The following is a 22,272-nucleotide window of genomic DNA, read 5'->3' on the forward strand; positions in this document are numbered from 1 at the left end:
CCGGAGCCGTGAGGCAACCACCCAATTCGTAAACTCATAAATCCGTCCGAAATGGTTTGAAGGATAGGCCGGCGCTGGTGGACGAACCGGACGCGCCGGACACCCTCAACGCTCCTTGCCGGTACTGGTTCCGGCCATCAGAAAACGCAATGGCGGCACACGGCTCCGTTTCGAGGTGAAGCCGGCGCGGCGAAACAGCGACTCGAGCTTGTCGGCGGCAACGCCGCGAACGATGGGAACGAGGTTGGATTGACTCGCCAGCGCATAGGCCGCGGCCGATGCCAGCCCCCGCTCGGCCTTGACGTCGAGGAAATTGCGCAACCGGAATTTGTCGCGCACGTGCCGCTCGTGCCGCCTCAGCACCGCTTTCGAGCCTTCCGGCAGGGTTTCGATCGCCAACAACGCCAGATCGGCATCGGCCAGGCGTTCCAGGTCCTGCGTCTTGTGACGACCGCTCAGCGAATCAGCGCGGACGATGGCGCCGTAGCCGCATGAGCGGATGACCTTGAACCGTGCCCCGCGGGCGACGGCGCGCGCGTAGAGCTCATAGTCCTCGCCCAGGCGCAAGCTCTCGTCGTAGCGCAGCCCGTGGCGGTCGAGGAAGGCACGGCTGATGACAGGCTTGAGGAAGCCCAGTTCGCCCCTTTGCACACGGCGCCTGGAGATGTTGCCTTCGACGAAGCGCTCGAAATCGAGGAATTCCGGCTCGGCGGCGAATTGCGGGGCGACGATTTTCGTCACGTCGCCGGTCGCATCGTCCCGGATGAGCATGATGTTATCCGCCGCGAAATCCCAGTCGGCGCCGGCAAACAGGTTGCGAAACCGGCCCTCGAGGAAAAAATCGTCGGCGTCGAGAATGCTGATGAACGGGGACCTTGAACCGGCGATCGCCGCGTTGCGGGCGAAAGAAGGACCGCGATTGACATCGAGGCGCATCACCGTGAGTCGGCCGCTGCCGTCGTCGGCGGATCGAGCGACTGTCGCGGTGTCGTCGGTGGAAGCATCGTCGACGACGACGACCTCCGCCACTTCCGCTTCGCGCAACGCGGACGCGATGGCGACGGCGATCGTCGGCGCCGCGTTGCGGGCCGCGATGATCACGCAGACCTGGGGTTTGGTAGTCATCGACTTGGATTTGCCTCTCGTACAGGTGATACCGACTTGTTTTCGCCCCGTACCCACTCGATGCCCGATATGCTTTTCATCACTGACTGCCCGGCCGTTCAAAGATGCGGCGGCTGATGTCGGCCGACGCCGCCCAGCCCGCCTCGGCCAGATAGCGGACCGGCGCACGGCCGCACAATTCCCACAGCACCGTTCGCCGCTGCGGCCATCGCAGGGACGACAGCCACGGCGCGATGACCATGTTGAGCAGGTCCTCATTGCCGATGCGTGACAGGATTCGTTTGGCCCGCTCCGACAGCAGCGTGCCGGCGCCGCCGAGCAGTACATCGGCGGCGCGCAGGCCAAGCAGCAGCGTGTCGTCCAGCCCCTGCCGGACCGCAGCGTCAAGCACTAGCTGCTGATCCGCCTCGTCGAGGCGGCTGGCGCTGGCGCGAACATCGCAGACATAGCCCGCGCAGGGTTCCCGATTGAACAGCGCCTTGGCGACACTGATGCAGGACAGAAGCAAAGTGTCGGCCGCCGAAGTGAACGGCACGATGGCACCGGCGATCTCGAGCTGTCGCTTGCGCCGCAGAAACCCGTCCGCATCGCGCGGGCTCGGCGAGCCGGGCTGCTGGAGGCGATAGTGAAGATCGACCGTGGACGGCCTCGGCCCGTCGCCGCGCGTCATATGCTGTTCGCCAAGGAAGCGAACCCACCAGACGGAGCGCGACTTGCCGGCGACCTCGTAGCCGATCGAGCGTAGCGCCTCACGCGCCGGGAAAAACCCGGCCGGCGAAACCAGAATATCGACATCGCCGGAAGGCTTCATGAAATGGTCGTCATAGAGCAGCTGCTGCTGGAACGGGCCCTTGAGGAAGACAAAATCGATCTGCCTGGCGCGCAGCACGTCATGGATCGCCATCGAATCCATCATGCAGGACGCGTTCATCGAAACCGTCCTCCTGCGGTAGGTGTCCAACCAGTGAAAAAGCTCGGTCGGTCTTTCACCCACCGGCGCGCGCGACAGCGCCTTGAGGACAAAGGTCGCGACCTTGTTCAACCTGGCAATGTCGGCAACATTGGCGACGGCCAGGCAAGGCATCGACATGTCGCCGGCAATGGCTCCCGCCCCCGCGAAATACAAGCGCAGGCAAGCCTGTACATAGGCGATCTCGTCGGCACAGTCGGCGGCCCGCAATCGTTCGTATGAACCGTCCGGCAAGGCCATTTAGCGCACAGTCTCCTCAAGAAGTAATTTGCTCGCCGCCTATGCTGCAAGTGCGAAGCAAGCATCACCAAAAACCTCGATGCCGTAAAGCCTTTCCTTTTGCAGTGCGAAATTTTGCCCTTTTGCAGCGGGAGAGACCTGCAACCATAGCGTTTGCTTCATGACCTGAAAGGCAGCGCAAATTCCGGCGAGACATCACCCCTGCCAAGGCGTTTCAGCCGGCCCTTGCCAAAAGAAACTCCTTTTTTAGCGATGCCTAAATAGAAGGCGCTCAGGCAAATATTTTATGCAAGCAAAATCAAATGCTTAAAGAATCACCATCGCCATAGCGCCGACGCCCAAGGATTCAGCTTGAAAGATGTCAGGTTTTAGGCATCTCTTACACGTATCGCGACGGCCGCAACCCGTAATTGATTAACGCTTGGTAAATCAGGCTTGACTCATAAATGCTGCCATGCAGCTATTGCGCCGCAGCATGAGAATTGCTGACGGCACTCGACAAGCCGTTTCCAGTCTTTATTGGAGAGTAAAATGGAACAGAATGTTGAAAAGCATGAATACGAAACGCCAAGCCTGACGGTACATGGTTCTATTGAAACCATCACCCAGGGCGGCGGCGGCAGCACGGCGATCGATGCATCGTTCCCCGCGCATACGCCGATCGGCGACCTGACGTTTTCCTGAGCCTATCATAAACTTCCAGAGTGACGACGTTGGGACTCTGGATGCAAAAACAAGAGAGTCGGGGGCCAAAACCTCCGACTCCCCCTTCATTGCCGGGAACTATCGAAGCGTAGTGTAAGCGAGGTTTGGTGATGAACTGGAACCCATCCGACCACGATTTGGCCGACCACGATTTGGTGAGCGCGACCAAGGACGCCGTGGCTTGCGAGTTTGGCGAAGGCCTGGCGCTGCTCAACCTGAAATCCAACATCTATTACAGCCTGAATGGCGTCGGCGCCTTCATCTGGGACCTGATCCAGGAGCCGAAGTCGATCGGGGACATCCGCGGCGCTGTGCTTGCGCGCTACAATGTCGAGCCGACGCGTTGCAAATCCGACGTCGACGCATTGCTGAAGGGCCTGGCGGACAATGGGCTTGCGAGGCTGCATCATGAGGAACTTGTCTAAGCAGGTTCCGCAAAAGTGGGCCACGGTTTTGCGACAGGAACCTGCGACAGAAAAACGCCCTAAGCAGACGAAGCGCCAGCGAGGTATGCTTAGGGTTCTCTCCCTGAGCGGCCCGGAAATGGTCTTCCTCGCTCGCTGCCTGCTGGTGGTCACGGCGGTTCGGCTGGGGCTGACGCTGCTGTCCTACAACCGTGTCCGCGGCCTGGTGACGCGGCTCGAGGCGCGTCAGTGCGCCAGCATGGGCGAACTGCGCCGTGTCGCGTGGGGCGTTGCCGCCGCCGCCCGTTTCGTGCCGCGCGCCACTTGCCTGACCCAGGCGCTTTCAGGCCAGTACATTCTCGCTCGCCAGGGCAATGCCTCGAAGATCCGCATCGGCATCGAACGCGGCACCGGCGAGCAGCTCAAAGCGCATGCCTGGCTGGTCAGCGACAACCACGTCGTGCTTGGCGGATCGATCGACGGTTTCGCCCATCTCGTCGATCACGGCAGCCGATGAGCGGCGTGGCCGGAATCCTGCTGCGACAGGGACACTCGGCAGCGGTCCAAGGACACGCGGCGGCCTGGGGACACGCTCCGGCGGTCCGGGGACACGCTCCGGCGGTCGCCGCAGCGGATATACAGCAGATGCTGGCGCGCATGCGTCATCGTGGCCCTGACGGAAATTCGTGGTGGCTGGACACCGGCATCGCCCTTGGCCACTCCTGGCTCAACACCACCGATGAAGCCGGCCCCGGTCCGCTGACCATGGCCGGCGGCAAGCTGGCCATCACCGCCGATTGCCGCCTGGACAACCGTGACGAACTGCTGGCCAGGCTGGGCATCCGGGACAGGTCAGTCGCCGACGCGACATTGCTGATGCGGGCCTATCTGCGCTGGGGCGAAGCCTGCCCCATGCAGTTGCAAGGCGATTTCGCTTTCGCCATATGGGATGCCGAGCGACAGCTCCTATTTTGCGCGCGCGACCATTTCGGGGTCAAACCGTTCTACTACCACGCGGCGGACCGGCATTTCGTCTTTGCCTCCGAGATCGGTCCGATCCTTGGCGTCGACGGGGTCGGCACGCGCGTCAATGAACACCAAATCTCGGGTTTCCTGGCCGGGCTTCCCGACGACCCGCAATCGACGCCCTACAACGATATCTTCAGCTTGCCGGCCCGTCACAGCCTCACCGTCACCGCGCAACAGGTTGTGCTGCGCAGATACTGGCAGATCGAGCCGTCGCCGCGACCGATGCGCTCGGATGCGGCCGAGGAATTCGCCGATCTGTTCTCGCAATCGGTCCGCAACCGCATGCGGGGAACCTCTTCGATCGGCGCGATGTTGAGCGGCGGCCTCGATTCCTCGTCGATCGCCTGTGTCGCCGGCATGCAGAATGCCGCCGCGCACAGGCCAAAGCTGCCCACCTTCTCCCTGATTTTCGAGAAGGGCTCGTCGATGGACGAACGCCCGTTCATCGATACCGTGCTTGACCAGAACAAGGTTGACGCGACGCTGATTCCGGTCGGCAACTATGCGCCGTTCGCTGAATTCGAACGCGTGCTGGAGGAGCAGGAAGGAACGTTCCTGGCACCGGGCCTCACGCTCACCCGCGGCATCTACCGGACGGCGGGCGCCAATGGCATCAAGGTACTGCTGGACGGCCATGGCGGCGACGAGGTCGTTTCGCAAGGTCATGGCCATCTGCATGAGCTTGCCAATGCCGGGCGGTGGATGGACCTGTGGCGTGAGATCCGCAGTGCCTCCGATACCTATGGCGACAGCACGCTCGGCATGTACTTCCAGTTCCTGACCATCTACGGGCCGGCCTGGCGCATCGCGAAGCTGAGACAGGTAGCGAACCGCGTCCTGAACAGGATCCGCAAGCCGGCACAGGCGCCGCGCGGCCGAAGCTGGCGCGACCTGATCAATCCGGACCTGGCCAGGCGAACCGAGCTTGTCGACCGGTTTCACCGTGCCGGCTACATGCCGCCCGGCGTCAAGGCCAGCGATGCCTTGAGCCATCGCTGGATCCTTTCAAACGGCTATGTGCCGCATGCTTTCGAGGTTCTCGACAAGGCCGCGGCCAATTTCGGCGTCGAGCCGCGCTATCCCTTCTGGGACAAGCCGCTGGTGGAGTTCTGCCTGGCGCTGCCGGGCGAAGAAAAGCTCAGCCACGGGTTTGGCCGCTATGTGCTGCGCCGCGCCATGGAGGGCATCCTGCCGGCGGCGGTCCAATGGCGGCGCGACAAGATCGATTTCACCTCCAATCTCGTTAATGGCATGCTGCGCAACCACCGCGACCTGCTGGAACAGCTGCTCGTTTCGGATTCCAGCCGCATAGCACCCTACGTCAACCTTCCGGAGGTCAGCGCAGCCTATGCGCGGCTGCAGCGCCAGCCTGACCAGGCAGCCCCCCTGGATGTCCAGTATGTCTGGCGCTCGGCTTCATTGTCGCTCTGGCTGCGGCAGGTCCAGTCCGGCGGGAGCCCCGCATGATGCCTCGCAACGCGCCGCTCGCCCGGGACGTAGGTCATCCCCTTGCGCATGGCGGGGGGCGCGAGAGCGGCGCTTCTATCGGGCCTACGGCCTGACCATCGCGTCCGAAGTGTTGCTGCCCGAGTTGGAGCCGACGGCACCGGCGGCGGCGGATGTCGTGATCGCCGTCGGCACGATCGACCTTCCGAAGCCCTCCCCCGAGGCCGCGACCGACTTCCGCTTCGAGCGGGACCGGCAGTATCTGGCATGGGACGCTGTCGGCGCGTTCCTGATCACCGACGGTCGCCGCATCGACGTCGAGCCGGCGCACGGCGTCGACGACGCGCTGCTCGCGTTTCCGCTGCTGGGCCCGGTGCTGGCGCTGCTGCTGCACAGGCGCGGCCTGCTCGTCCTGCACGCCAGCGCCATTGCCGTGGCGGGCAGGAGCGCTATCTTCATGGGTGACAAGGGTGCTGGCAAATCGACGACGGCAAGCGCGATGATCCGTGCCGGACATGACTTGCTTACCGATGACGTGGTGGCCCTGGACCTGACCAATCCGAACCAACCGATGATCGTTCCGGGTTTCCCGCAGATCAAGCTGGCTGCCGATGCGGCGGCCGCGATCTCATTCAGGGACGCGGAAGTGCGGCCGCAAGCGCATCCGGCGATCGACAAGATGCAGCATCGCCTGAATGGCGCCTTTTCCGGCGACAGGGTGCCGGCAAGCAGGATCTATATGCTGGAGCGCGGCGAAAAGGCCGACATCACGCCCTTGCCCGGCATCGCCGCCTTGCCGGCAATCATCAAATTCTCCTATGTGACGCGTTTCGGCCGCGCGGCCCTGCCCGACGATTTCGCGGCGACGCATCTTCGGCAATGTTCAGGAATAGCGAACCATGTCGGCGTGTGTCGCCTCGAGGTACCGACGGGCCTCGAGCGGATCGACGAGGCCGTGACCCTGATCGAAAGGGATCTGGCGGGCGATGTCTAGGTCATCGGTCTTCAGCCTGTCGCTGTTTCGCGACGTCGCCGCATTCGGCGCCGTCATTGCCCAGATCGGCGGGCGGCGAACCTGGACGGCGCTGCTCTTCCTGATCCTGGGCAGCCTGACCGAAGGCATCTCCATCCTGCTGCTCGTGCCGCTGCTGCATCTGGTCGGGCGCGCCGACCAGGATTTCGCGGTCAGGCTGCCGAACAATGATTTCGTGCGCTGGCTGGTGCCGGACGGAACGCTGCAACTGACGACGGTGCTTTGCGCGCTGGTCGCGCTGGTCGCCGTGCAGGCGGCTTTCAACCGCTTCAAGTCGGTCTACATGGCGAAACTGCTGTTCGATTTCATCAACCGCCTGCGCATGAACCTGTTCGAGAGCATCGGCAAGGCGCGCTGGGGCGTCTTCACGCGCATGCGCAGTTCCGATCTCGACCATGCCCTGACCGGCGACATCGACCGCGTCCAGGGCGCCGCCTTCTCGCTGCTGATGCTGGTGCAGATCGCCGTGCTTCTGGCCGGCTATCTCCTGGTTTCGGTGTTCATCTCGCCGGTGATGACGCTGTTTGCCGTCGTGATCGGCATCCTGATGTTCGTGGCGCTGCAGCCCTTTCGGGCGCGGGCCACCGCCTTTGGCCGGGTTCTGACGGCCAATCGACAAGACCAGTACCGGACGGTCTCGGAATTCCTTGGCGGCATCAAGGTGGCCAAGAGCCTGAACGTCGAGGCGAGCTATTTCGCGCAGTTGCAGTCGACCCTCGAAAGGATGAAAGCCGACAACATCGACTATGTGCGCAACAGCACGATCGGCACCGCGCTGTTCCAGGTGGCGAGCGTCGTTGGCCTCAGCCTGTTCATCTATGTGGCGCTGGTCCACTTCAACCTGTCGCTGGCCGAGATCGTCGTGCTGCTGCTGGTTTTCATGCGCATCGCGCCGCGCTTCATGGACATGCAAACGCAGGCCCAGCAGGTCTTGATCAATCTGCCCGCCTATGCGGCGATGCGCAGCCTCCAGACGCGTTTCGACGCCGAGCGCGAGCCGGGCGACGCCGAAGCCGGCGAAGGCGGCAAACTGTCGCTGGCAACCGGGCTCAACATAAGGGACGTTTCCTTCGGATATGGCGATGATCCGAGCAAGACGGTGGTCACGGGCATCACCTTCGGCTTGCCGGCGGGCAAGGTCACCGCCCTCATCGGCCCCTCCGGATCAGGCAAGAGCACGATCGCCGATATGCTGCTCGGGCTGCTCGAGCCTACCGCCGGCAAGATTCTCGTCGATGGCGTCGAGATCGATGCCGCCAATCGCCGTCGCTGGCGCGGTCAGGTAGCCTATGTGCCGCAGGACGTGTTCCTTCTGCATGACACGATCGCGGCGAACCTGCGCCTTGCCGCGCCGCAGGCCAGCGACGAGGATTTGTGGACGGCGCTGCGCTCCGCCCATGCCGGCGAATTCGTCGAGCGGCTCGACCTCCGGCTCGAGACGGTGGTCGGCGACCGGGGCGTTCGGCTTTCGGGCGGCGAGCGCCAGCGCATCGCGCTGGCGCGCGCGCTGCTGCGCAAGCCGTCCCTGCTCATCCTGGACGAGGCCACCAGTGCGCTCGACTGGCAGAACCAGTCGCTGATCGCCAAGTCGATCGATGGATTGCGCGGCACGATGACGATCCTGACCATTGCGCACCGGCCGTCGATGATAGCGTTCGCCGACTGGGTGGTGGCAATGGAACATGGCCGTATCGTTGAAGTCGGGCAATATCAGCGGCTGAAGGCAAAGGCCGGAAGCCGATTGTCGAGGATGCTGTCGGGCGAGCAGTCCGAGAGGGAACCTGCGGACGTGGCTTGAGCCCGGATGCGGCCGAGTTAGTGCAGGCTGCGCCTGGCGCCCAATTTGTCGCCTTCGCCCACCTCGGTCGTGCTCAACTTTCTTTCGGCGTCGCGAGCCATGTCGGCTGGCGTCGGCGCGCTGCCGGCGATCATGGCATAGACGAGCACGAAGTAACCCGCCTGAATGACAACGGCGCAAATGATGACGCGCACCAGTATCGTGCCTGTCGAAGCCCCGCCCAACCAGGACCAGCCAACGACGATCGCCAGAGCGAAGATCATCCCAACGATGAATTTTGGAAGTGCCATACCCAACAGCCCATAAACCGGCTCGGGTTATATCCAACGATTGCCCTACCCGAGCGCCGTCCCTTGTCATGTGGGCTTGTTAAGTCGCCCACTCTCGGCCGGTTGCTTCCGGCCTTTCCAACCTGTCGGTACTCTGACAGGTATAATTTGCAATTCTATTAAGGCGAGCAATAGGCGGCAAGGGCAACTGGACATATTTTTAATTGGAGCTTTTGTGAACGACTCACTCATGGTGCAATGCACACGGAGGGATTTCGCCCGATCTCCCGCGGCCATCAACTATCAGTAGAGGATCCGATATTAACTAGTATTTTATGTTATTTCTCCCTAGTATCACGAAGCACTAAAGCAGTGGTATGTTCCGCGCTCCGGCAGATAGGGCGCCTCGCCTAAAAACCGCCCCAAAGACGCCCCCTTTTTTTCGCCTATGCCCATTTATTGTCACAAATGTGCTAAATATCTCGAAATTTGTGCATGGCGAGCTTATTATTTAGTCAATTCATGACGCGACTATTTCAGTAGGCCGGGAAATTGTGTGTTGCGCTGCAGCATTTTTTTGGTATCGTGTGGTGAACCATTCGTTCAACGCATGGAGTTTTCCGCATGAGGGACATTGCCAAGTCGGCCACCGCGGGCTTTTCGCAGGCCGACATCGAATTTCCGCCGCCGATCGGCGGCCTGCTCAAGCGCGGCTTCGATATCACCGGTTCACTAATCGGCCTGATCGCTCTTAGCCCGCTGTTTGTCATGATCGCATTGCTGGTCAAGTTTTCCGATGGTGGATCGATTTTCTACGGCCACAGGCGAATCGGGCGCGGCGGTCGGGTTTTCCCGTGCCTGAAGTTCCGCACCATGGTTCCGGACGGCGACAAGGTGTTGACAGCCTATCTTGCCGCCAACCCGGACGCCAAAGCCGAATGGATAGCGACCCGCAAGCTGAAGAACGACCCGCGCGTCACCCGTGTCGGAGCGGTGCTGAGGAAACTCAGCCTCGACGAGTTGCCGCAGATCATCAACATCCTGCAGGGTGACATGAGCCTTGTCGGACCGCGGCCGGTCGTGCGCGATGAACTGGAGATCTACGGCACTTCCGCCGTGTATTACCTGAAGTCCCGCCCCGGCCTGACTGGCCTGTGGCAGGTCAGCGGCCGCAACGACGTTTCCTATGACAGCCGCGTTGCGTTCGACCGCCACTATGTCGAGAACTGGTCGCTGTTCGAAGACGTTCGCATCATCATCAAGACCGTCCCTGCCGTCTGGATGTCGCGCGGCTCCTACTGACAGGCATCGAACAACCATTCGGCAGCAAGCACATCGGGCGATGGGGCTAAAGCGGATCGGAACGTTCAGTTGAAAACAGATATGTTCGAAGCCTTTCGCAGCGGCCCGTTTTCCGGCCGCCTGCGGCGGGCACGATTGCTGGCCACATGCCTCGTCGTGTCGCTCGTCGTCCCCCACATCGCCGTCGCCGGCGACTATCGCCTCGGATCGCAGGACAAGCTCACCATCCGCGTCGCGGAATGGCAGACCGTCGAAGGCACGTTCCGCGACTGGTCGGCGGTGAATGGCGAATACACGATCGGTCCATCCGGCACGCTGTCGGTACCGTTCGTCGGCGAATTGCCGGCCTCCGGCAAGACCACGTCCGAAATCGCGACGGCGATCGGTGAGGCGCTGCAGCACAAGCTCGCGCTGTCGGACAGGCCTGAAGCCTCGGTGGAAATGGCGCAGTTCCGGCCATTCTATATTTCCGGCGAGGTGCAGAACCCCGGCCAATTTCCTTATGTGCCCGACCTGACGGTGCTGAAGGCCATCAGCGTCGCCGGCGGCATCAGGCGAAACGCCGATTTTGGTCCGCAGCTCGGCAAGGACCTGGTCACCGCCAAGGGTAACTTCGATATCTCCGACGACCAGCGCGTTCGGCTGATTGTCAAGCGCGCCCGCATCGACGCCGACATGGCCGGCAAGACGACCTTCGAGGTGCCGAAGGAGGTCGAGGGCGATCCGCGGTTACCGGCCATCGTCGCCGACGAGATGACGATCCTGACGTCCGACCAGAAGGCGCTGAAGCTGAAGCTTGAGGCGCTCGACGATCTGAAAGGGGTTTTGCAGTCCGAGATCGAATCGCTGCAGAAGAAGATCGTCAACCAGCAGCAGCAGGTCGACCTGGCGCAGCAGCAGCTGGCCAGCATCGGCCCGCTGGCCCAGAAAGGCCTGATCGCCAACGCCCGGCTGCTGGATTCGCGGCAGTCCGTCGCCGACCTGCAGGGCAAGATCCTGGACTACGAAACCGCCATCCTCACCGCCAAGCAGGCGATCAGCAAGGCGGCGCAGGACGCCATCGATGCCCAGAACACACTGAGTTCAAGTCTCGCTACCGACCGGCAGCAGACCGAAGCCGACCTGAACGAGGCCGCGCTGAAGGTGAATATGCAGAAAGGCCTGATGGCCCAGGCTAGCGATCCCGCGATGAGAGTCGCCAGCGACAGCGACCAGCAATCCAGCCTGATCTACGCACTGGTGCGGGTCGTCGACGGCAAGACCAGCGAAATCGCCGCGAAGGAAGATACGCCGGTGCTGCCTGGCGACGTGATCAAGGTCAAGCTGGCGCCGCTGGCCAGCCAGTAGCTCGCGAAGCTCAACAACACGATCAAGTGCTCGGTTCAGAGCCTCCATCCCGACGGAACCGGGGTGGAGGCTCTTCTCGTTTGAGCATGATCTCCAGCGAAAACCAGTTACCCATTATTCCGGAATAACGCTCCATCCCTCCAAGGGTGGATCTTCAGCCTCACGCAATTGCGCGTCTGGCCGAAGGCTTCCCGGCCAGCTTCAGCGCGCGAAACGGGAGGTCATGGCCGATCGGCAACTGCCGGCCGGCCGGCGTGCCGGGGCCAGGCAGGCTCACCCCTCGTTGCATCCGCCTGCTCGAAGGCCGGCGACCACCGCGTGCGGGTAGCCGGCAGTCGCGCCAGCTTGAAGAAGCTGAAATACAGCAGGAAAGAGCCCATGATGTAGGGGTTGAGAACCTCGACCTCGACGAAGGAGCGGATCAACAGCAGCACCATCACGCCGATGAGGATCACCGAATCGGCTTGCCATGTCCTGAAGATCACGGCCGAGACATGGCCGTAGAGCGTGCGCAGCATGATCAGCGAGATCATCGCCACCCCGACGAAGCCGAGCTCGACAAGGGCTTCGATATAGGTGTTGTGGAAGTGGAAGCCGGTGCGGGTGGTGATGTAGAACTCGTTCCACAGCCGTTCGGCTTCGGCAAAACCCTGCACCCAATAGGCGGCATAGCCGACACCGAGGATCGGCGATTTCTGCGCTGCGTTCCAGCCCTGCTCCCACAGGTAGGTCCGCCCGGTGAGCGTCGAATCCTTGCCGAAAATGCCGAGGATGAAGTCCATGAGCCCGAGATTCAAGGCGACGAAGGCAACCACGACCAGCAGGCCCGCGCCGATCAGGAAGATCACCCGGCGATAGCGCCGTGACAGCAATTTGCTCATGGCGAGGAGCGCCACCAGGGCCAGAACCGCCGGTATCGAGGCCATCGACGTGGCGGAGTGCGAAACGACCAGCAGATAGGCCGACAACAGCACGATAGGCACCGCCAGAATGACGCTCAGCCAGCCGCGCCTGAAAAAGGCAAGGAATACGACGCAGAAATAGATGCCGAGCGAGGCGACGAAGCCGATCTGGTTCTTGGAGGCGAAGGCGCCGACGAAGTTGACGGTGCCATCGAGGACGTCTTCGGAATAGTGTCCGACCCGCAGCGAATAGAGCATGACGACGAATATCCCGATCAGGGCGCCGATCGTCAGCGTACGTACGCTGACGGTTCGCGCCGCGATGTAGGCGCAGGCAATATGGGAAAAGTACTGGACGGCCGTCCGTGCGGTGATGCCGGGAGCCGCCGACCAGAAGACCGAGAAGCAGACATACGCCGCAAACAGCAGTGGCAACCAGGCGCTGGACAGCTGCCGCAGGAACCGCCGGTAATCGACCAGGATGAGCGGAAGCCAGACCGCGTAATAGGCCAGGATCATTACCTGGCCGAAAATGACGGAGTAGGAAAACGCCCAGATCGAGACGGCCACGGCGAAACTGCCATAGACCGAATTCTTTTCGGGGTCGACCAGCAGGGACTTTGGAATCTTCATCTCAGAGTCCCGCCGACGCGATCCGGGCCCGGCGTGCCATAAGCCAGCCGGCATATTCGCGAACAGGGGCGTGCAATAAACGGCGTCTCCATTGTGCAGTGCAATATAACCTATCGCGCCCGGCGCTCAATGGCAAATCCGGTCACCTTGTCTTACAGCCAAGGGGACGCGGAGAGGTCAACCGGCTGCCCTTCGTGCAAGAACACTACCACAGGGCTCCGCCAGTGATCTGGATGTTTTCCATGGTGATGCCCTTGGCCAGATCGGAACACAGGAAAACCGCCAGGGCCGCGATCTCACGCGGCTGCAGCATGCGCTGCTGCGGGTTACCCCTGGCAATCTCGGCCATCGCTTCCTCTGGCGTGCGCCCCTTGCCTTCGCGCTCGACGACCTGCGCCACATTGCGACGCATCAGTTCGGTCTCGACCCAGGTCGGGCTGATCATGACGCAGGTGACGCCGTGCGCGGCGCCTTCCAGCGCCACGCAACGAGTGAGGCCGAGAAGGCCGGCCTTGGAGGCACAATAGGCCGGGTTGTCCTTCCAGCCGACGGAAGCCGCCGTCGAGCCGATGTTGACGATGCGGCCCCAGCCGCGCCCGATCATGCCCGGCAACACGGCGCGGGTGACGCGGAAGGCGCCGGTGAGATTGGTGTCGACGATCTTCTCCCACAGCGCGTCGGAATGACCACAGACCGGCTGCTCGGCGGTGGTGCCGGCGGCGTTGACCAGAATGTCGGCAGGTCCGATGGCCGCTTCCGCGTCCGCCGCGAAACGATTGGTGACCTCGCTGTCGCGCACGTCGAGATGCGCGGCGTGAACCTTGGTTCCGTGCGCTGCGAGAGCCGCGCGGACGCGCTCGATCTCGTCCGCGCCGGGATAATAGGCGGCATCGGATCTGTCGGCGCCGGCGGGCGCGATGTAGGAGCCGACGGCGACATTGGCGCCGGCCTCGGCCAATTCCGCGGCAATGGCAAAGCCCATGCCTGAAAACCCACCGGTGACGATCGCGCTGCGGCCGGAAAGATTTTTCATCAGGTGTGGTCTCCGGACAGGTCGGGGCGGGCAAACCGGCCCAAGAGGATTTCACACGGCAAGATAACCTCCATCGACGATCATCCCGACCCCGGTGACGAGGGCAACCTTGCCCGCTGCGTGATTCACAATATCAGTTTCCTCAAAGTGGTTTGCCCAGCCATTCGCGATAGAAGCCTTCGAGGTCGGGTTCGAAATCATGGACAATCGGATAGCCCGGTGCCGCCGCCTCGACCTCGTGCAGCGTGCCGCATCGCGGGCAGATGAATTCGCGGATTTCCATCCATTGCGGATCGGGAAGGTCGCTGTTGGGGTAGATCTCGCGCAGCGCTTCCTCTGTGTTGCGCACGTTGATCGCCGCGTTCAGCTTCCAGTTCCTGCGATAATCGCCGAAGGAATGGCCGCACTCGCAACGGGTTATCCGCTCATCGCCGCTCTGGCAGATGAACAGGTGATCGCTCACCGGCAGCAGGATCGGATCCTTCCAGGCGACGCGATCCTGATAGACGGCGACTATCTTGAAGAAACGATCATCGTCCTTGTAGGCGCTCATGATGCGCCGCGTCTGCGGCCAGGGCAGCTGACCGGCGGCCAGATCGCGGATGACTTCCTTGCTGTATGAGGTCATGACTTTGCTCCCGGCGTGAAGATCGATCTGGCATCGACGTTCCAGAAAACGCTGAAATCCTTGGTGAACCGCGACGACAGCTTGATGGCGCTGGCATACATTTTCTTCACCTCGGGCGCGAAGTCGGCCTTTTCGACGCGGCCGCGCTCCCTGGCGATCCAGTCCGAAACCGGGATCGCCTTGGCCAGACGTTGCTTGCGCATCTCAGCCCGGCGTTCGACGGTCGCGTCGATATCGGCTGTGGGATAACCGTCTTCATCGTCCTTCAGCACAATGCCGAAAACCTGGTCCGCCGCCTCGCGGGTGAGAAAGCCGTTCTCGACATCCCAGGCCGTCTTGATCGGGTCGCGCTCCAGCACGTCGCCGTAGCCGCCGCCGCCATTGTAGGAATGGCTGAAGATATCGCCGGACTTGTGCGGCGACGTGATGTAGGGGCCCTCGACCACGACATGGTCACCGCCGATATTCTTCTCGTAATCCGAAACATGCGGGTCGATGCCGGGCGCATGCGCCAGCGGTTCGCCTTTTGCCGCCAGCTCGTGGATGTTGGAATTGCGCACCGCCCGATGCTTCTGGCAGGTCGGCGCCGGATAGCCGCCGCACATGCCGCCATTGTCGAACACCCTGGACGAGTGCTCCGAGGTGTGGAGCCGCAGATGCGGGGTCTTGTTGATCAGCCAGGTCGAGACGAAGGAACAGCCGCCACGATATTTGCCGGCGCCGCCGGAATTCGGCACGATCGAGCGGCCGATATAGACCATCGGCATCGATTGTTCCCAGACCTCGATGTTGCCCATGTCGGATTCCGGGTTCCAGCCGACATAGGCAGTGTCGAGCCCGTCCTTGATGGCGAGCGCGCCGGATCCGGCGGCGGCGCATTCGAAATGCGCCATGCCGAACGGCGTGCCGTACTGACTTTCGCCGCCCATCTCGATCATCGGGCTGTTGACCTGGCCGACAAACGCCTCCTCGACGAAGCCGCGGGCGATGAAGCCGCGCGACAAGAGCCGCTGGAAGACGCCATAGGCCGGCAGCAGCAGCGCCCATGAGGTAGCTGTCGCCACCATCTCGTTGTCGGGGTTGGTCCAGGTGCCGTGCGGCAATTTCAGCTCGGTCGCCATCCAGGCGCCGTCATTGACCAGCCCTTCGAAATTCATGTGCTGGGTCAGCGTCACGAACATGCCGCCATCCATGCCGGCCGGCGTGCAGTTCATCGAATGGTAGCCCCAGGGCTGCGTGCCCTCGAAGTCCATTGTGATCTTGCCGTCGGTGGTGATCTCCATCTCGATCGGGATGTTGTAGAGCCAGTCGGGATCGCCGAGCAGCTGGAAGCCGGGTTTTCCCACCGTGACATGGCCATAGAAGGTGTGGCCGCGATAGATGCCGGGAACGGTGAGCTGGCGGGTGCGGGCGAGCTGGGCGCGGCGGCCCTCCTCGATGAACTCCTTCGACACCTTCATCCAGTAGTCGAGGCCGATCTCCGAGATCAGCTGCTTGACGCTTTCGCGCATGTCGATGCAGGAGGCGACCTTGGCCTTTTCGTCGAGCACCCAGTAGATCGGCATGCGCAGATTGCGCTCGCAGCGGATGACATAGTCGCGGCGGATTTCGTCATTCTCGCCGATCTTCTCTGCACAGACGAACAGGCCTTCGGTGAAGCGCTCCTGTGCCAGGCAGACGTCACCGCCCGGCGTGATGCCACCGGCTTCGAGCTCGTGGCAGACGGCGCCCGCCCAGCCGACCAGCGTGCCTTCATGGAAGATCGGCACCACGTCCATGACGTCGGGCACCTGCACGGTGCCGATGAAGGCATCGTTGTTGGCGAAGATATCGCCTTCGCGGATGCGCGGGTTGTCCTCGTAACCGTTCTTGATCATCCACTTGATGAAGCGGCTCATCGTATGGACATGCACCATGATGCCGTTGGAGAGCGCGATGGCGTCTCCTTCCGGCGTGTAGATGGCGACCACCATTTCGCCGACCTCACGCACGCCTGGCGAGGCCGAGATGCGGCGCGCCATTTCGCGTGCCGAGACGCAATAGGCGCGCAGCTTGGTGTGCAGCGTCTCGAATTTCAGCGGATCCTGGTTGCGCAGCGTAAGTTCCGTGATGCCGTCATAGCAGCCGGTCTCTTCCATCAGCCGCTCGGAATCGAGCAGCCGTTCGCGAAGGCGCAAGGCCCAGGCAGGTTTGTCCAACATGGCGGTCGCCCTCTCAAGCGTGGGTGTAGTGCAGCAGCGTCCATTCATCGACATGGACGCGGTCCTGCGGATGAACGACGAGCGTGGTGGCGGGATGTTCGATGATGGCCGGGCCGATCACTTCGTGGCCGGGTTGCAGGAGATCCATCTCGTAGAGATTGGCCTTGTGCCAGCGCCCGCCAATATAGGCCTCGCGCACCCCCTTATGGGCGCATGCCGGATTGGAGGCGCCAAGCGGCCGCTTGAGCAGCACCGGCTTGACCTTGTCGGCGGTGGCGATCAGCCCGAGCTCGGTGATGGTGAAGCCGGCTTCGCCATAGCGCGAAACGCGGTGGTTGACCTTGGCATAGACCGCCTCGAACTCGTCGATAACCTTGCGCATGTCGTCGGCCGAATTGACCTCGGCCAGCGGCGCCATGACCTCGACATCCTCAAGCTGGCCCGTGTAGCGCATCATCAGGAACGGCACCGTCTTGATCTTCTCCCTGGCATGGCCGTCGGCGATCATCTCGTCGACCGCCGCCTTGGTCAGATCGTTCCACACCGTGGTGACCTTGGCGCCAAAAGCGGCCAGCGTCGCCTCGTCGGCGCGCGATGGGATATCGTGCTGCGTCGACACCGAATGCCGGCGCATGAAATCGGCCGTGGTGCAGCCGAAAGCGGAGAATGCGGCGGCGAACTGGAAGGTGATGATGTCCTTGAAGCCGATGCCCCTGGAGCAGCCGGCCAGATGCAGAGGACCGGAGCCGCCATAGGACAGCAGCGTGAACTCCGAAGGATGGATGCCTTGGCCCGAAATGACCCGGCGAAGCGCGTTGTTGGCATCGGACTCCAGCATCTCGATCATGCCTTCGGCGGCTTCCTCAACGCCAACACCGAGCACACTGGAGCACTTTTCCTCGAAAGCCTTGCGGGCCTTTTCGACCTGCAGCACGACCTTGCCGCCAAGGAAATAATGCGGGTTCAGGCGACCGAGGATGGCGTCACAGTCGGCGATGGTGGGTTCGGTGCCGCCGCGATCGAAGCAGATCGGGCCGGGATCGGAGCCGGCGCTTTCCGGCCCGAGGCTGACTTTTTTCGTCAGCGGATCGACCTTCAGGATCATGCCGGCACCGGCGCCGATTGTGTCGAGATGCAGCGTCGGCACGTTGAGCTTGAAACGGTCCATCAGCGGCTCGTTCTCGATCCGCGTCTGGCCGCGCGTGATGACACCCATGTCGAAGGAGGTGCCACCCATGTCCGAGCAGATCAGCGAATCATTGCCGATCAGCTTGCCGACATAGGCCGCACCGAGGATGCCGCCGATCGGTCCGGAGATCATGGTTTCGTGCAGGCGCGGGTGGTTGATCGAGGTCAGGCCGCCGAAGGAGAGCAGCGTCTGCACGCCATATTTGAAGCCGTATTTTTTCGAGACGTCCTCGATGCCCTTGAGCTGCTTGCGGCCGCGCGAGGTGGCATAGGCCTCGATCAGCACTGAATTCAGCCGCGACTGTTCGCGGATGACCGGGCGGACCTCGTGGCTGGTGTAGACGATGATGTCGGCGCCGGCCTTCTCGACCTCCTCGCGGCAGATCTCGGCGATGCGCTTCTCGTGCACCGGATTGACGTGCGAGAAGATGGTCATGATGCAGATCGCCTCGACTTTGTCGGCGATCAATTTTTTCGCGGCGGCGGAAACCTCGTGTTCGTAGAGCGGCAGCACGATGTCGCCGAACTGGTCGATGCGCTCGGTGACGCCATGGGTGCGGCGGCGTGGCACCAGCGGATCGGGATGATGATGGGTCACCGCGTGCAGCCGGTCGGCATAGGAATAGTCGGCCCAGGCCTGCAGGCCGCGACCCATGAGGATCATGTCCTCGAGGCCCTTGGTGGTGATCAGGCCAAGCCGGCGGCCGGTGCGCGACAATAGCGTGTTGAGCATGCCGGTGCCGGAATAGAGCACGACGTTGACGCCGGAAAACAGCTGCTCCAGCGAGATGCCCCAGGCGTCCGCCGCGTCCTCGGCCGAAGCAAGGAAGCCCTCGGCTTCGTTCTTCGGCGTGGTCGCCGACTTGCCGATCTTGAAGTGGCCGTCCTGATCGACAAGGATCGTGTCGGTCATGGTGCCGCCGGCGTCGATGCCGATGACGATGGGATTGCCAATGATCGGCGGATTACCAACGATGGGGCCGGTGATATTGGGCTGTGTCACGGTCGCCTCGGATCTGGTCTAGGTTGACGCTAGGCTAGATTCGACAGGCGGCCTCGCGCCATATGCCTAAAGACACAATGACGGCTGGGCTGACATCGCCGAGAAAAGGGCATGCGCATGGGTAATATCTGGGCGCCGCTCGCCAGGGCGATCGCCGCTACCGGCACGGACAGGCATGTCGACTGCCTGATCGATCTGATCGGCGCTGATATCGAGCACGACCTCGTCACCGTGACGCGCTATTCGGCGACGCAGACACCGGAATTCATCAAGCACCGGCGCTTTTCGGACGAGATGGTCCAGCGCTACCTCGCCAGCTACTATGTCTTCGACCCGTTCTATGCCTCATGGCGGCGCGAGCGAAGGCTCGGCATCATGCCGCTGAAGCGGCTTGCCGACGATGAGGCCAAGCGCGGCCAATACATAGCCGGCTTCCTGGCGCAGTCGGAAATCTGCGACGAGGTCGGCATCATGCTGGCCGATGGCGGCGACTGGTGCCTCGGCATCTTCCTCGACCGCTCGAAGATGTCCTTTAAGGACAGCGAGATCTCACTTCTGGATGAGCGGCTGCCGGTGTTCGAGGCGTTGCACGCCCTCGACATCAAGGCGCGGGGAACCGAGTTCTCCCGCACCTCGGCACCGACGAGCCCCGGCGCCTCGCCGCAGCAGCAGCCAAGCATTCCGACGAGCCTGTGGCCGGAGCTGTCGCTGCGCGAACGGGACCTGGTCCAGTTGATCCTCGCTGGCCACCCAACGGCGAACATCGCCGAGCGGCTTGGTATCACCGTCGGCACCGTCAAGAACCATCGCCGCCGCATCTACGAGAAGCTCGACATCACCACCGAACGGGAACTGTTTCTGCAGTTCTTCCAGCACCGGGCCGAGACGGCGTAGCTCGGAGATCGCGCCGTTGCCGCCTTCCGTGGGATGAATACAATAGGCGAAGACTCGTTCGCGCAGCTATGTGGCAAGCAAGGCGGATACACAGTCTGGAGGGAACGGATGGGCAAGCCTCGCATCTTCCTGGGCTCGTCGGGAAAGCAGAAAAAATTGCTTGATGCGCTGACACGCGGTCTTGAAGAGATCGCGCAGGTCGAGCCTTGGACGACCTCCTTCAGCCCCGGCACAACCACACTCGGGCGCCTCATCGAGCTTACACGCGAGGTCGACTTCGCCGCTTTTGTGTTCGCTCAGGATGACTGGACGAGCGCGAGCCAGCCGGCATCGTCCACCTCTCTGTCCGCTCAAGCTTCTCCACGAGACAATGTGGTCTTCGAGGCCGGGCTTTTCGGTGGAGTCCTCGGCATGCGCCGAACGTTTATCCTGCATGCAAATGGCGCCAAGCTTCCCAGCGATCTGCTCGGCCTGACGTCGGTACGATACGGCGAAGCCGCCACCGCCGCCGAGATGAGAGCGATCAATCAAAAATTGCGGAACGCAATCGAAAATGAGGGCCGCGTAGCCCGCATAGAGGGTCTTTGGTGGCAGTTTTCCCTGACGGAGCGGACTGCAAGGGAGCCCTCAGCCGTGAGCCTGCTGCGCATCTCGCGAAACCGCGAGGGTGCCCTGGAGCTGACGGGTCGCTCGTGGCAGGAGAATGGCAGCCTGTCAGCCAGGTACTGGAGCGAAGCGCTGAAGGAGAAGAGGGAGCCTTCCGGCATCTTCTACTATTGGAACGGAGAACGACCCTTGGACGCGAACGCCCCACAGCTGCATGGGACAGGAGAGATCCGGCTGGATACCACCGATCGCGCGTCAGGCTATTTCACGACGCGCGCGGACACGCAGCCAGAACTGAACGCGCGCACCTCTGGCGTCTATTTGCGGGCCGATACCAAGGACTTGGAGATACTGGACGGGCGCGACAATCAGCGGCGGGTGGAGTTGATCGCGGAGCGGCTGGGCGATTGGAAGTCGATCGCCACCACCTGAGAACTCAGTGCTCAGGAGAGTGGCTCCCTGGCGCTTCGTCCGGCCGCAGGCCCGGCGCCGTATGGACAAGGTGTCGCCAAGGGAGCACGCCTCTCAATCGCTCTCCCCTGGCCCACCAGTATCCCGTTTGGCGGCTCCAATCCCGGCTTGAACTTGTCCGCCGTTGACTTCACATTCGCCGCCGATTGGGAGGAATACTACATGCCGACGAGTTTCGCAGGACGGTTTGCTGGACGATCGACCGTGATCACCGGCGGCGCCTCCGGCATCGGCCTGGTTGTCGCGCAGAGGATCGTCGACGAGGGCGGACGGGTTTGTGTGTGGGACCGCGACCCCGGCCAGATCGAGCAGGCCAAAGCCACCATTGCCGGTCTGCATGGCGTGATGGTCGACGTTTCCGATCCAACCGCGGTTGAAGACACCGCACGGCGGACGATCAAAACACTTGGCGCGGTCGACATCCTGGTCACCAGCGCGGCCATCACCGGGCCGAACAAGACCACCTGGAACTATTCGACCGAGGACTGGCAGAAGGTCATCGATATCAACATCAATGGCGTCTTCTACTGCAACAAGGCGCTCGTGCCGCATATGCTGGAGCGCAACTATGGCCGCATCGTCAACATCGCCTCGATCGCCGGCAAGGAAGGCAACCCCAACGCCTCGGCCTACAGCACCTCCAAGGCCGCGGTGATCGGCCTGACCAAGTCGCTCGGCAAGGAACTGGCCAAGACCAAGGTGACGGTCAATTGCGTGACGCCGGCGGCGGTGCGCACCGCGATCTTCAAGCAGATGAGCCAAGAACACATCGACTTCATGCTGTCCAAGATACCGATGGCGCGCTTCGGCGAGGTCGAAGAGGTAGCGGCGCTGATCTGCTGGGTAGCCTCGGAGGAGTGCTCGTTCACGACAGCCGCCGTGTTCGACGTTTCCGGCGGCCGCGCCACCTATTGAGGCAGGCCGGGACACACCCTGCGTCAGCCTGATGCGCTACAATTCCGCGTGACGGGGCAACGAACGAAGCTGGACAGGCGTATAGTGGGCGGCGCCTGAATCGGCGATGGCGCAACAGGTGTGCGGGAAA

Annotated in this window: 19 protein-coding genes; 11 read left to right on the forward strand and 8 right to left on the reverse strand. The window is 62.4% G+C overall.

From position 1 onward, the window contains the following. Positions 1-105: 105 nt before the first annotated feature. Together AC56QP_RS15530 and AC56QP_RS15535 are read right to left on the reverse strand one after the other, a co-directional pair. Positions 106-1,125 carry a glycosyltransferase family 2 protein gene (locus AC56QP_RS15530; protein ID WP_489859113.1) on the reverse strand — a complete coding sequence of 340 codons (1,020 nt, stop codon included), beginning with the start codon at positions 1,123-1,125 and terminating at the stop codon, positions 106-108. 79 nt (positions 1,126-1,204) lie between these two features. Beyond that, positions 1,205-2,335, reverse strand: a complete 1,131-nt coding sequence (locus AC56QP_RS15535; RefSeq protein ID WP_489859112.1) for a nucleotidyltransferase family protein — start codon at positions 2,333-2,335, stop codon at positions 1,205-1,207. 531 nt (positions 2,336-2,866) lie between these two features. Between AC56QP_RS15535 and AC56QP_RS15540 the strand changes: the two genes are divergently transcribed. The 6 genes from AC56QP_RS15540 to AC56QP_RS15565 all read left to right on the forward strand — a co-directional run bounded on the left by AC56QP_RS15540 (position 2,867) and on the right by AC56QP_RS15565 (position 8,750). Beyond that, on the forward strand, positions 2,867-3,019 hold the full coding sequence (locus AC56QP_RS15540) for a lasso peptide (RefSeq protein ID WP_010913078.1): 153 nt from the start codon (positions 2,867-2,869) through the stop codon (positions 3,017-3,019). 131 nt (positions 3,020-3,150) lie between these two features. Beyond that, a complete protein-coding gene (locus tag AC56QP_RS15545) occupies positions 3,151-3,465 on the forward strand; it encodes a PqqD family protein (protein ID WP_489859111.1) in 315 nt (104 codons plus the stop codon). A gap of 118 nt (positions 3,466-3,583) precedes the next feature. After that, positions 3,584-3,961, forward strand: coding sequence for a lasso peptide biosynthesis B2 protein (locus tag AC56QP_RS15550; protein ID WP_489859110.1), 378 nt, complete (start codon positions 3,584-3,586; stop codon positions 3,959-3,961). Positions 3,962-4,089: 128 nt separating this feature from the next. After that, positions 4,090-5,940 carry a lasso peptide isopeptide bond-forming cyclase gene (locus AC56QP_RS15555; protein WP_489859109.1) on the forward strand — a complete coding sequence of 617 codons (1,851 nt, stop codon included), beginning with the start codon at positions 4,090-4,092 and terminating at the stop codon, positions 5,938-5,940. A 109-nt stretch (positions 5,941-6,049) separates the two neighbouring features. Next, complete coding sequence (locus AC56QP_RS15560; RefSeq protein ID WP_497109056.1) at positions 6,050-6,913, forward strand: phosphoenolpyruvate carboxykinase (ATP); 864 nt, start codon at positions 6,050-6,052, stop codon at positions 6,911-6,913. Next, entirely contained in the window at positions 6,906-8,750 is a 1,845-nt protein-coding gene (locus AC56QP_RS15565) for an ABC transporter ATP-binding protein (protein ID WP_489859107.1), read from the forward strand. Before AC56QP_RS15560 ends, AC56QP_RS15565 begins: the two co-directional genes overlap by 8 nt. A gap of 17 nt (positions 8,751-8,767) precedes the next feature. Here AC56QP_RS15565 and AC56QP_RS15570 read toward each other — a convergent pair whose 3' ends face one another. Next, positions 8,768-9,040, reverse strand: coding sequence for an exopolysaccharide production repressor protein (locus AC56QP_RS15570; protein ID WP_489859106.1), 273 nt, complete (start codon positions 9,038-9,040; stop codon positions 8,768-8,770). A gap of 603 nt (positions 9,041-9,643) precedes the next feature. On the opposite strand from AC56QP_RS15570, the gene AC56QP_RS15575 reads away from it, so the two are divergent. Together AC56QP_RS15575 and AC56QP_RS15580 are read left to right on the forward strand one after the other, a co-directional pair. Beyond that, positions 9,644-10,321 carry a sugar transferase gene (locus AC56QP_RS15575; protein WP_489859105.1) on the forward strand — a complete coding sequence of 226 codons (678 nt, stop codon included), beginning with the start codon at positions 9,644-9,646 and terminating at the stop codon, positions 10,319-10,321. Between the two features lie 81 nt (positions 10,322-10,402). Beyond that, positions 10,403-11,668, forward strand: coding sequence for a polysaccharide biosynthesis/export family protein (locus AC56QP_RS15580; RefSeq protein WP_489859104.1), 1,266 nt, complete (start codon positions 10,403-10,405; stop codon positions 11,666-11,668). A 221-nt stretch (positions 11,669-11,889) separates the two neighbouring features. Here the strand turns inward: AC56QP_RS15580 and AC56QP_RS15585 are convergent, their stop codons facing one another. From AC56QP_RS15585 to AC56QP_RS15605, 5 genes are all read right to left on the reverse strand, one after another. Beyond that, the gene (locus tag AC56QP_RS15585; RefSeq protein WP_489859103.1) at positions 11,890-13,203 is read right to left on the reverse strand and encodes an O-antigen ligase family protein; all 1,314 of its coding nucleotides are present in this window, start codon (positions 13,201-13,203) and stop codon (positions 11,890-11,892) included. A 205-nt stretch (positions 13,204-13,408) separates the two neighbouring features. Next, positions 13,409-14,236, reverse strand: coding sequence for an SDR family NAD(P)-dependent oxidoreductase (locus AC56QP_RS15590; RefSeq protein WP_489859102.1), 828 nt, complete (start codon positions 14,234-14,236; stop codon positions 13,409-13,411). A gap of 142 nt (positions 14,237-14,378) precedes the next feature. Next, complete coding sequence (locus AC56QP_RS15595; RefSeq protein ID WP_489859101.1) at positions 14,379-14,864, reverse strand: acetone carboxylase subunit gamma; 486 nt, start codon at positions 14,862-14,864, stop codon at positions 14,379-14,381. Then, on the reverse strand, positions 14,861-17,065 hold the full coding sequence (locus AC56QP_RS15600) for a hydantoinase B/oxoprolinase family protein (RefSeq protein WP_497100432.1): 2,205 nt from the start codon (positions 17,063-17,065) through the stop codon (positions 14,861-14,863). Before AC56QP_RS15600 ends, AC56QP_RS15595 begins: the two co-directional genes overlap by 4 nt. A 13-nt stretch (positions 17,066-17,078) precedes the next feature. Beyond that, positions 17,079-19,208: a hydantoinase/oxoprolinase family protein gene (locus AC56QP_RS15605; protein ID WP_489863591.1), complete on the reverse strand. Its 2,130-nt coding sequence runs from the start codon at positions 19,206-19,208 to the stop codon at positions 17,079-17,081. Between the two features lie 159 nt (positions 19,209-19,367). Here AC56QP_RS15605 and AC56QP_RS15610 point away from each other — a divergent pair, with 159 nt between their 5' ends. From AC56QP_RS15610 to AC56QP_RS15620, 3 genes are all read left to right on the forward strand, one after another. Further along, positions 19,368-20,150: a helix-turn-helix transcriptional regulator gene (locus AC56QP_RS15610; RefSeq protein ID WP_489859100.1), complete on the forward strand. Its 783-nt coding sequence runs from the start codon at positions 19,368-19,370 to the stop codon at positions 20,148-20,150. A 108-nt stretch (positions 20,151-20,258) separates the two neighbouring features. Then, positions 20,259-21,188 carry a TIR domain-containing protein gene (locus AC56QP_RS15615; RefSeq protein ID WP_489859099.1) on the forward strand — a complete coding sequence of 310 codons (930 nt, stop codon included), beginning with the start codon at positions 20,259-20,261 and terminating at the stop codon, positions 21,186-21,188. 201 nt (positions 21,189-21,389) lie between these two features. Then, entirely contained in the window at positions 21,390-22,142 is a 753-nt protein-coding gene (locus AC56QP_RS15620; protein WP_489859098.1) for an SDR family NAD(P)-dependent oxidoreductase, read from the forward strand. Positions 22,143-22,272 lie beyond the last annotated feature (130 nt).

The organism is Mesorhizobium sp. RCAM 05104, assembly GCF_059683645.1.

What these genes read in the sequence shown, in the direction of transcription:
- AC56QP_RS15530 (WP_489859113.1), bottom strand. Translation starts at nt 1,125, where the DNA reads ATGACTACCAAACCCCAGGTCTGCGTGATCATCGCGGCCCGCAACGCG.
- AC56QP_RS15535 (WP_489859112.1), bottom strand. Translation starts at nt 2,335, where the DNA reads ATGGCCTTGCCGGACGGTTCATACGAACGATTGCGGGCCGCCGACTGT.
- AC56QP_RS15540 (WP_010913078.1), top strand. Translation starts at nt 2,867, where the DNA reads ATGGAACAGAATGTTGAAAAGCATGAATACGAAACGCCAAGCCTGACG.
- AC56QP_RS15545 (WP_489859111.1), top strand. Translation starts at nt 3,151, where the DNA reads ATGAACTGGAACCCATCCGACCACGATTTGGCCGACCACGATTTGGTG.
- AC56QP_RS15550 (WP_489859110.1), top strand. Translation starts at nt 3,584, where the DNA reads ATGGTCTTCCTCGCTCGCTGCCTGCTGGTGGTCACGGCGGTTCGGCTG.
- AC56QP_RS15555 (WP_489859109.1), top strand. Translation starts at nt 4,090, where the DNA reads ATGCTGGCGCGCATGCGTCATCGTGGCCCTGACGGAAATTCGTGGTGG.
- AC56QP_RS15565 (WP_489859107.1), top strand. Translation starts at nt 6,906, where the DNA reads ATGTCTAGGTCATCGGTCTTCAGCCTGTCGCTGTTTCGCGACGTCGCC.
- AC56QP_RS15570 (WP_489859106.1), bottom strand. Translation starts at nt 9,040, where the DNA reads ATGGCACTTCCAAAATTCATCGTTGGGATGATCTTCGCTCTGGCGATC.
- AC56QP_RS15575 (WP_489859105.1), top strand. Translation starts at nt 9,644, where the DNA reads ATGAGGGACATTGCCAAGTCGGCCACCGCGGGCTTTTCGCAGGCCGAC.
- AC56QP_RS15580 (WP_489859104.1), top strand. Translation starts at nt 10,403, where the DNA reads ATGTTCGAAGCCTTTCGCAGCGGCCCGTTTTCCGGCCGCCTGCGGCGG.
- AC56QP_RS15585 (WP_489859103.1), bottom strand. Translation starts at nt 13,203, where the DNA reads ATGAAGATTCCAAAGTCCCTGCTGGTCGACCCCGAAAAGAATTCGGTC.
- AC56QP_RS15590 (WP_489859102.1), bottom strand. Translation starts at nt 14,236, where the DNA reads ATGAAAAATCTTTCCGGCCGCAGCGCGATCGTCACCGGTGGGTTTTCA.
- AC56QP_RS15595 (WP_489859101.1), bottom strand. Translation starts at nt 14,864, where the DNA reads ATGACCTCATACAGCAAGGAAGTCATCCGCGATCTGGCCGCCGGTCAG.
- AC56QP_RS15600 (WP_497100432.1), bottom strand. Translation starts at nt 17,065, where the DNA reads ATGTTGGACAAACCTGCCTGGGCCTTGCGCCTTCGCGAACGGCTGCTC.
- AC56QP_RS15610 (WP_489859100.1), top strand. Translation starts at nt 19,368, where the DNA reads ATGCGCATGGGTAATATCTGGGCGCCGCTCGCCAGGGCGATCGCCGCT.
- AC56QP_RS15615 (WP_489859099.1), top strand. Translation starts at nt 20,259, where the DNA reads ATGGGCAAGCCTCGCATCTTCCTGGGCTCGTCGGGAAAGCAGAAAAAA.
- AC56QP_RS15620 (WP_489859098.1), top strand. Translation starts at nt 21,390, where the DNA reads ATGCCGACGAGTTTCGCAGGACGGTTTGCTGGACGATCGACCGTGATC.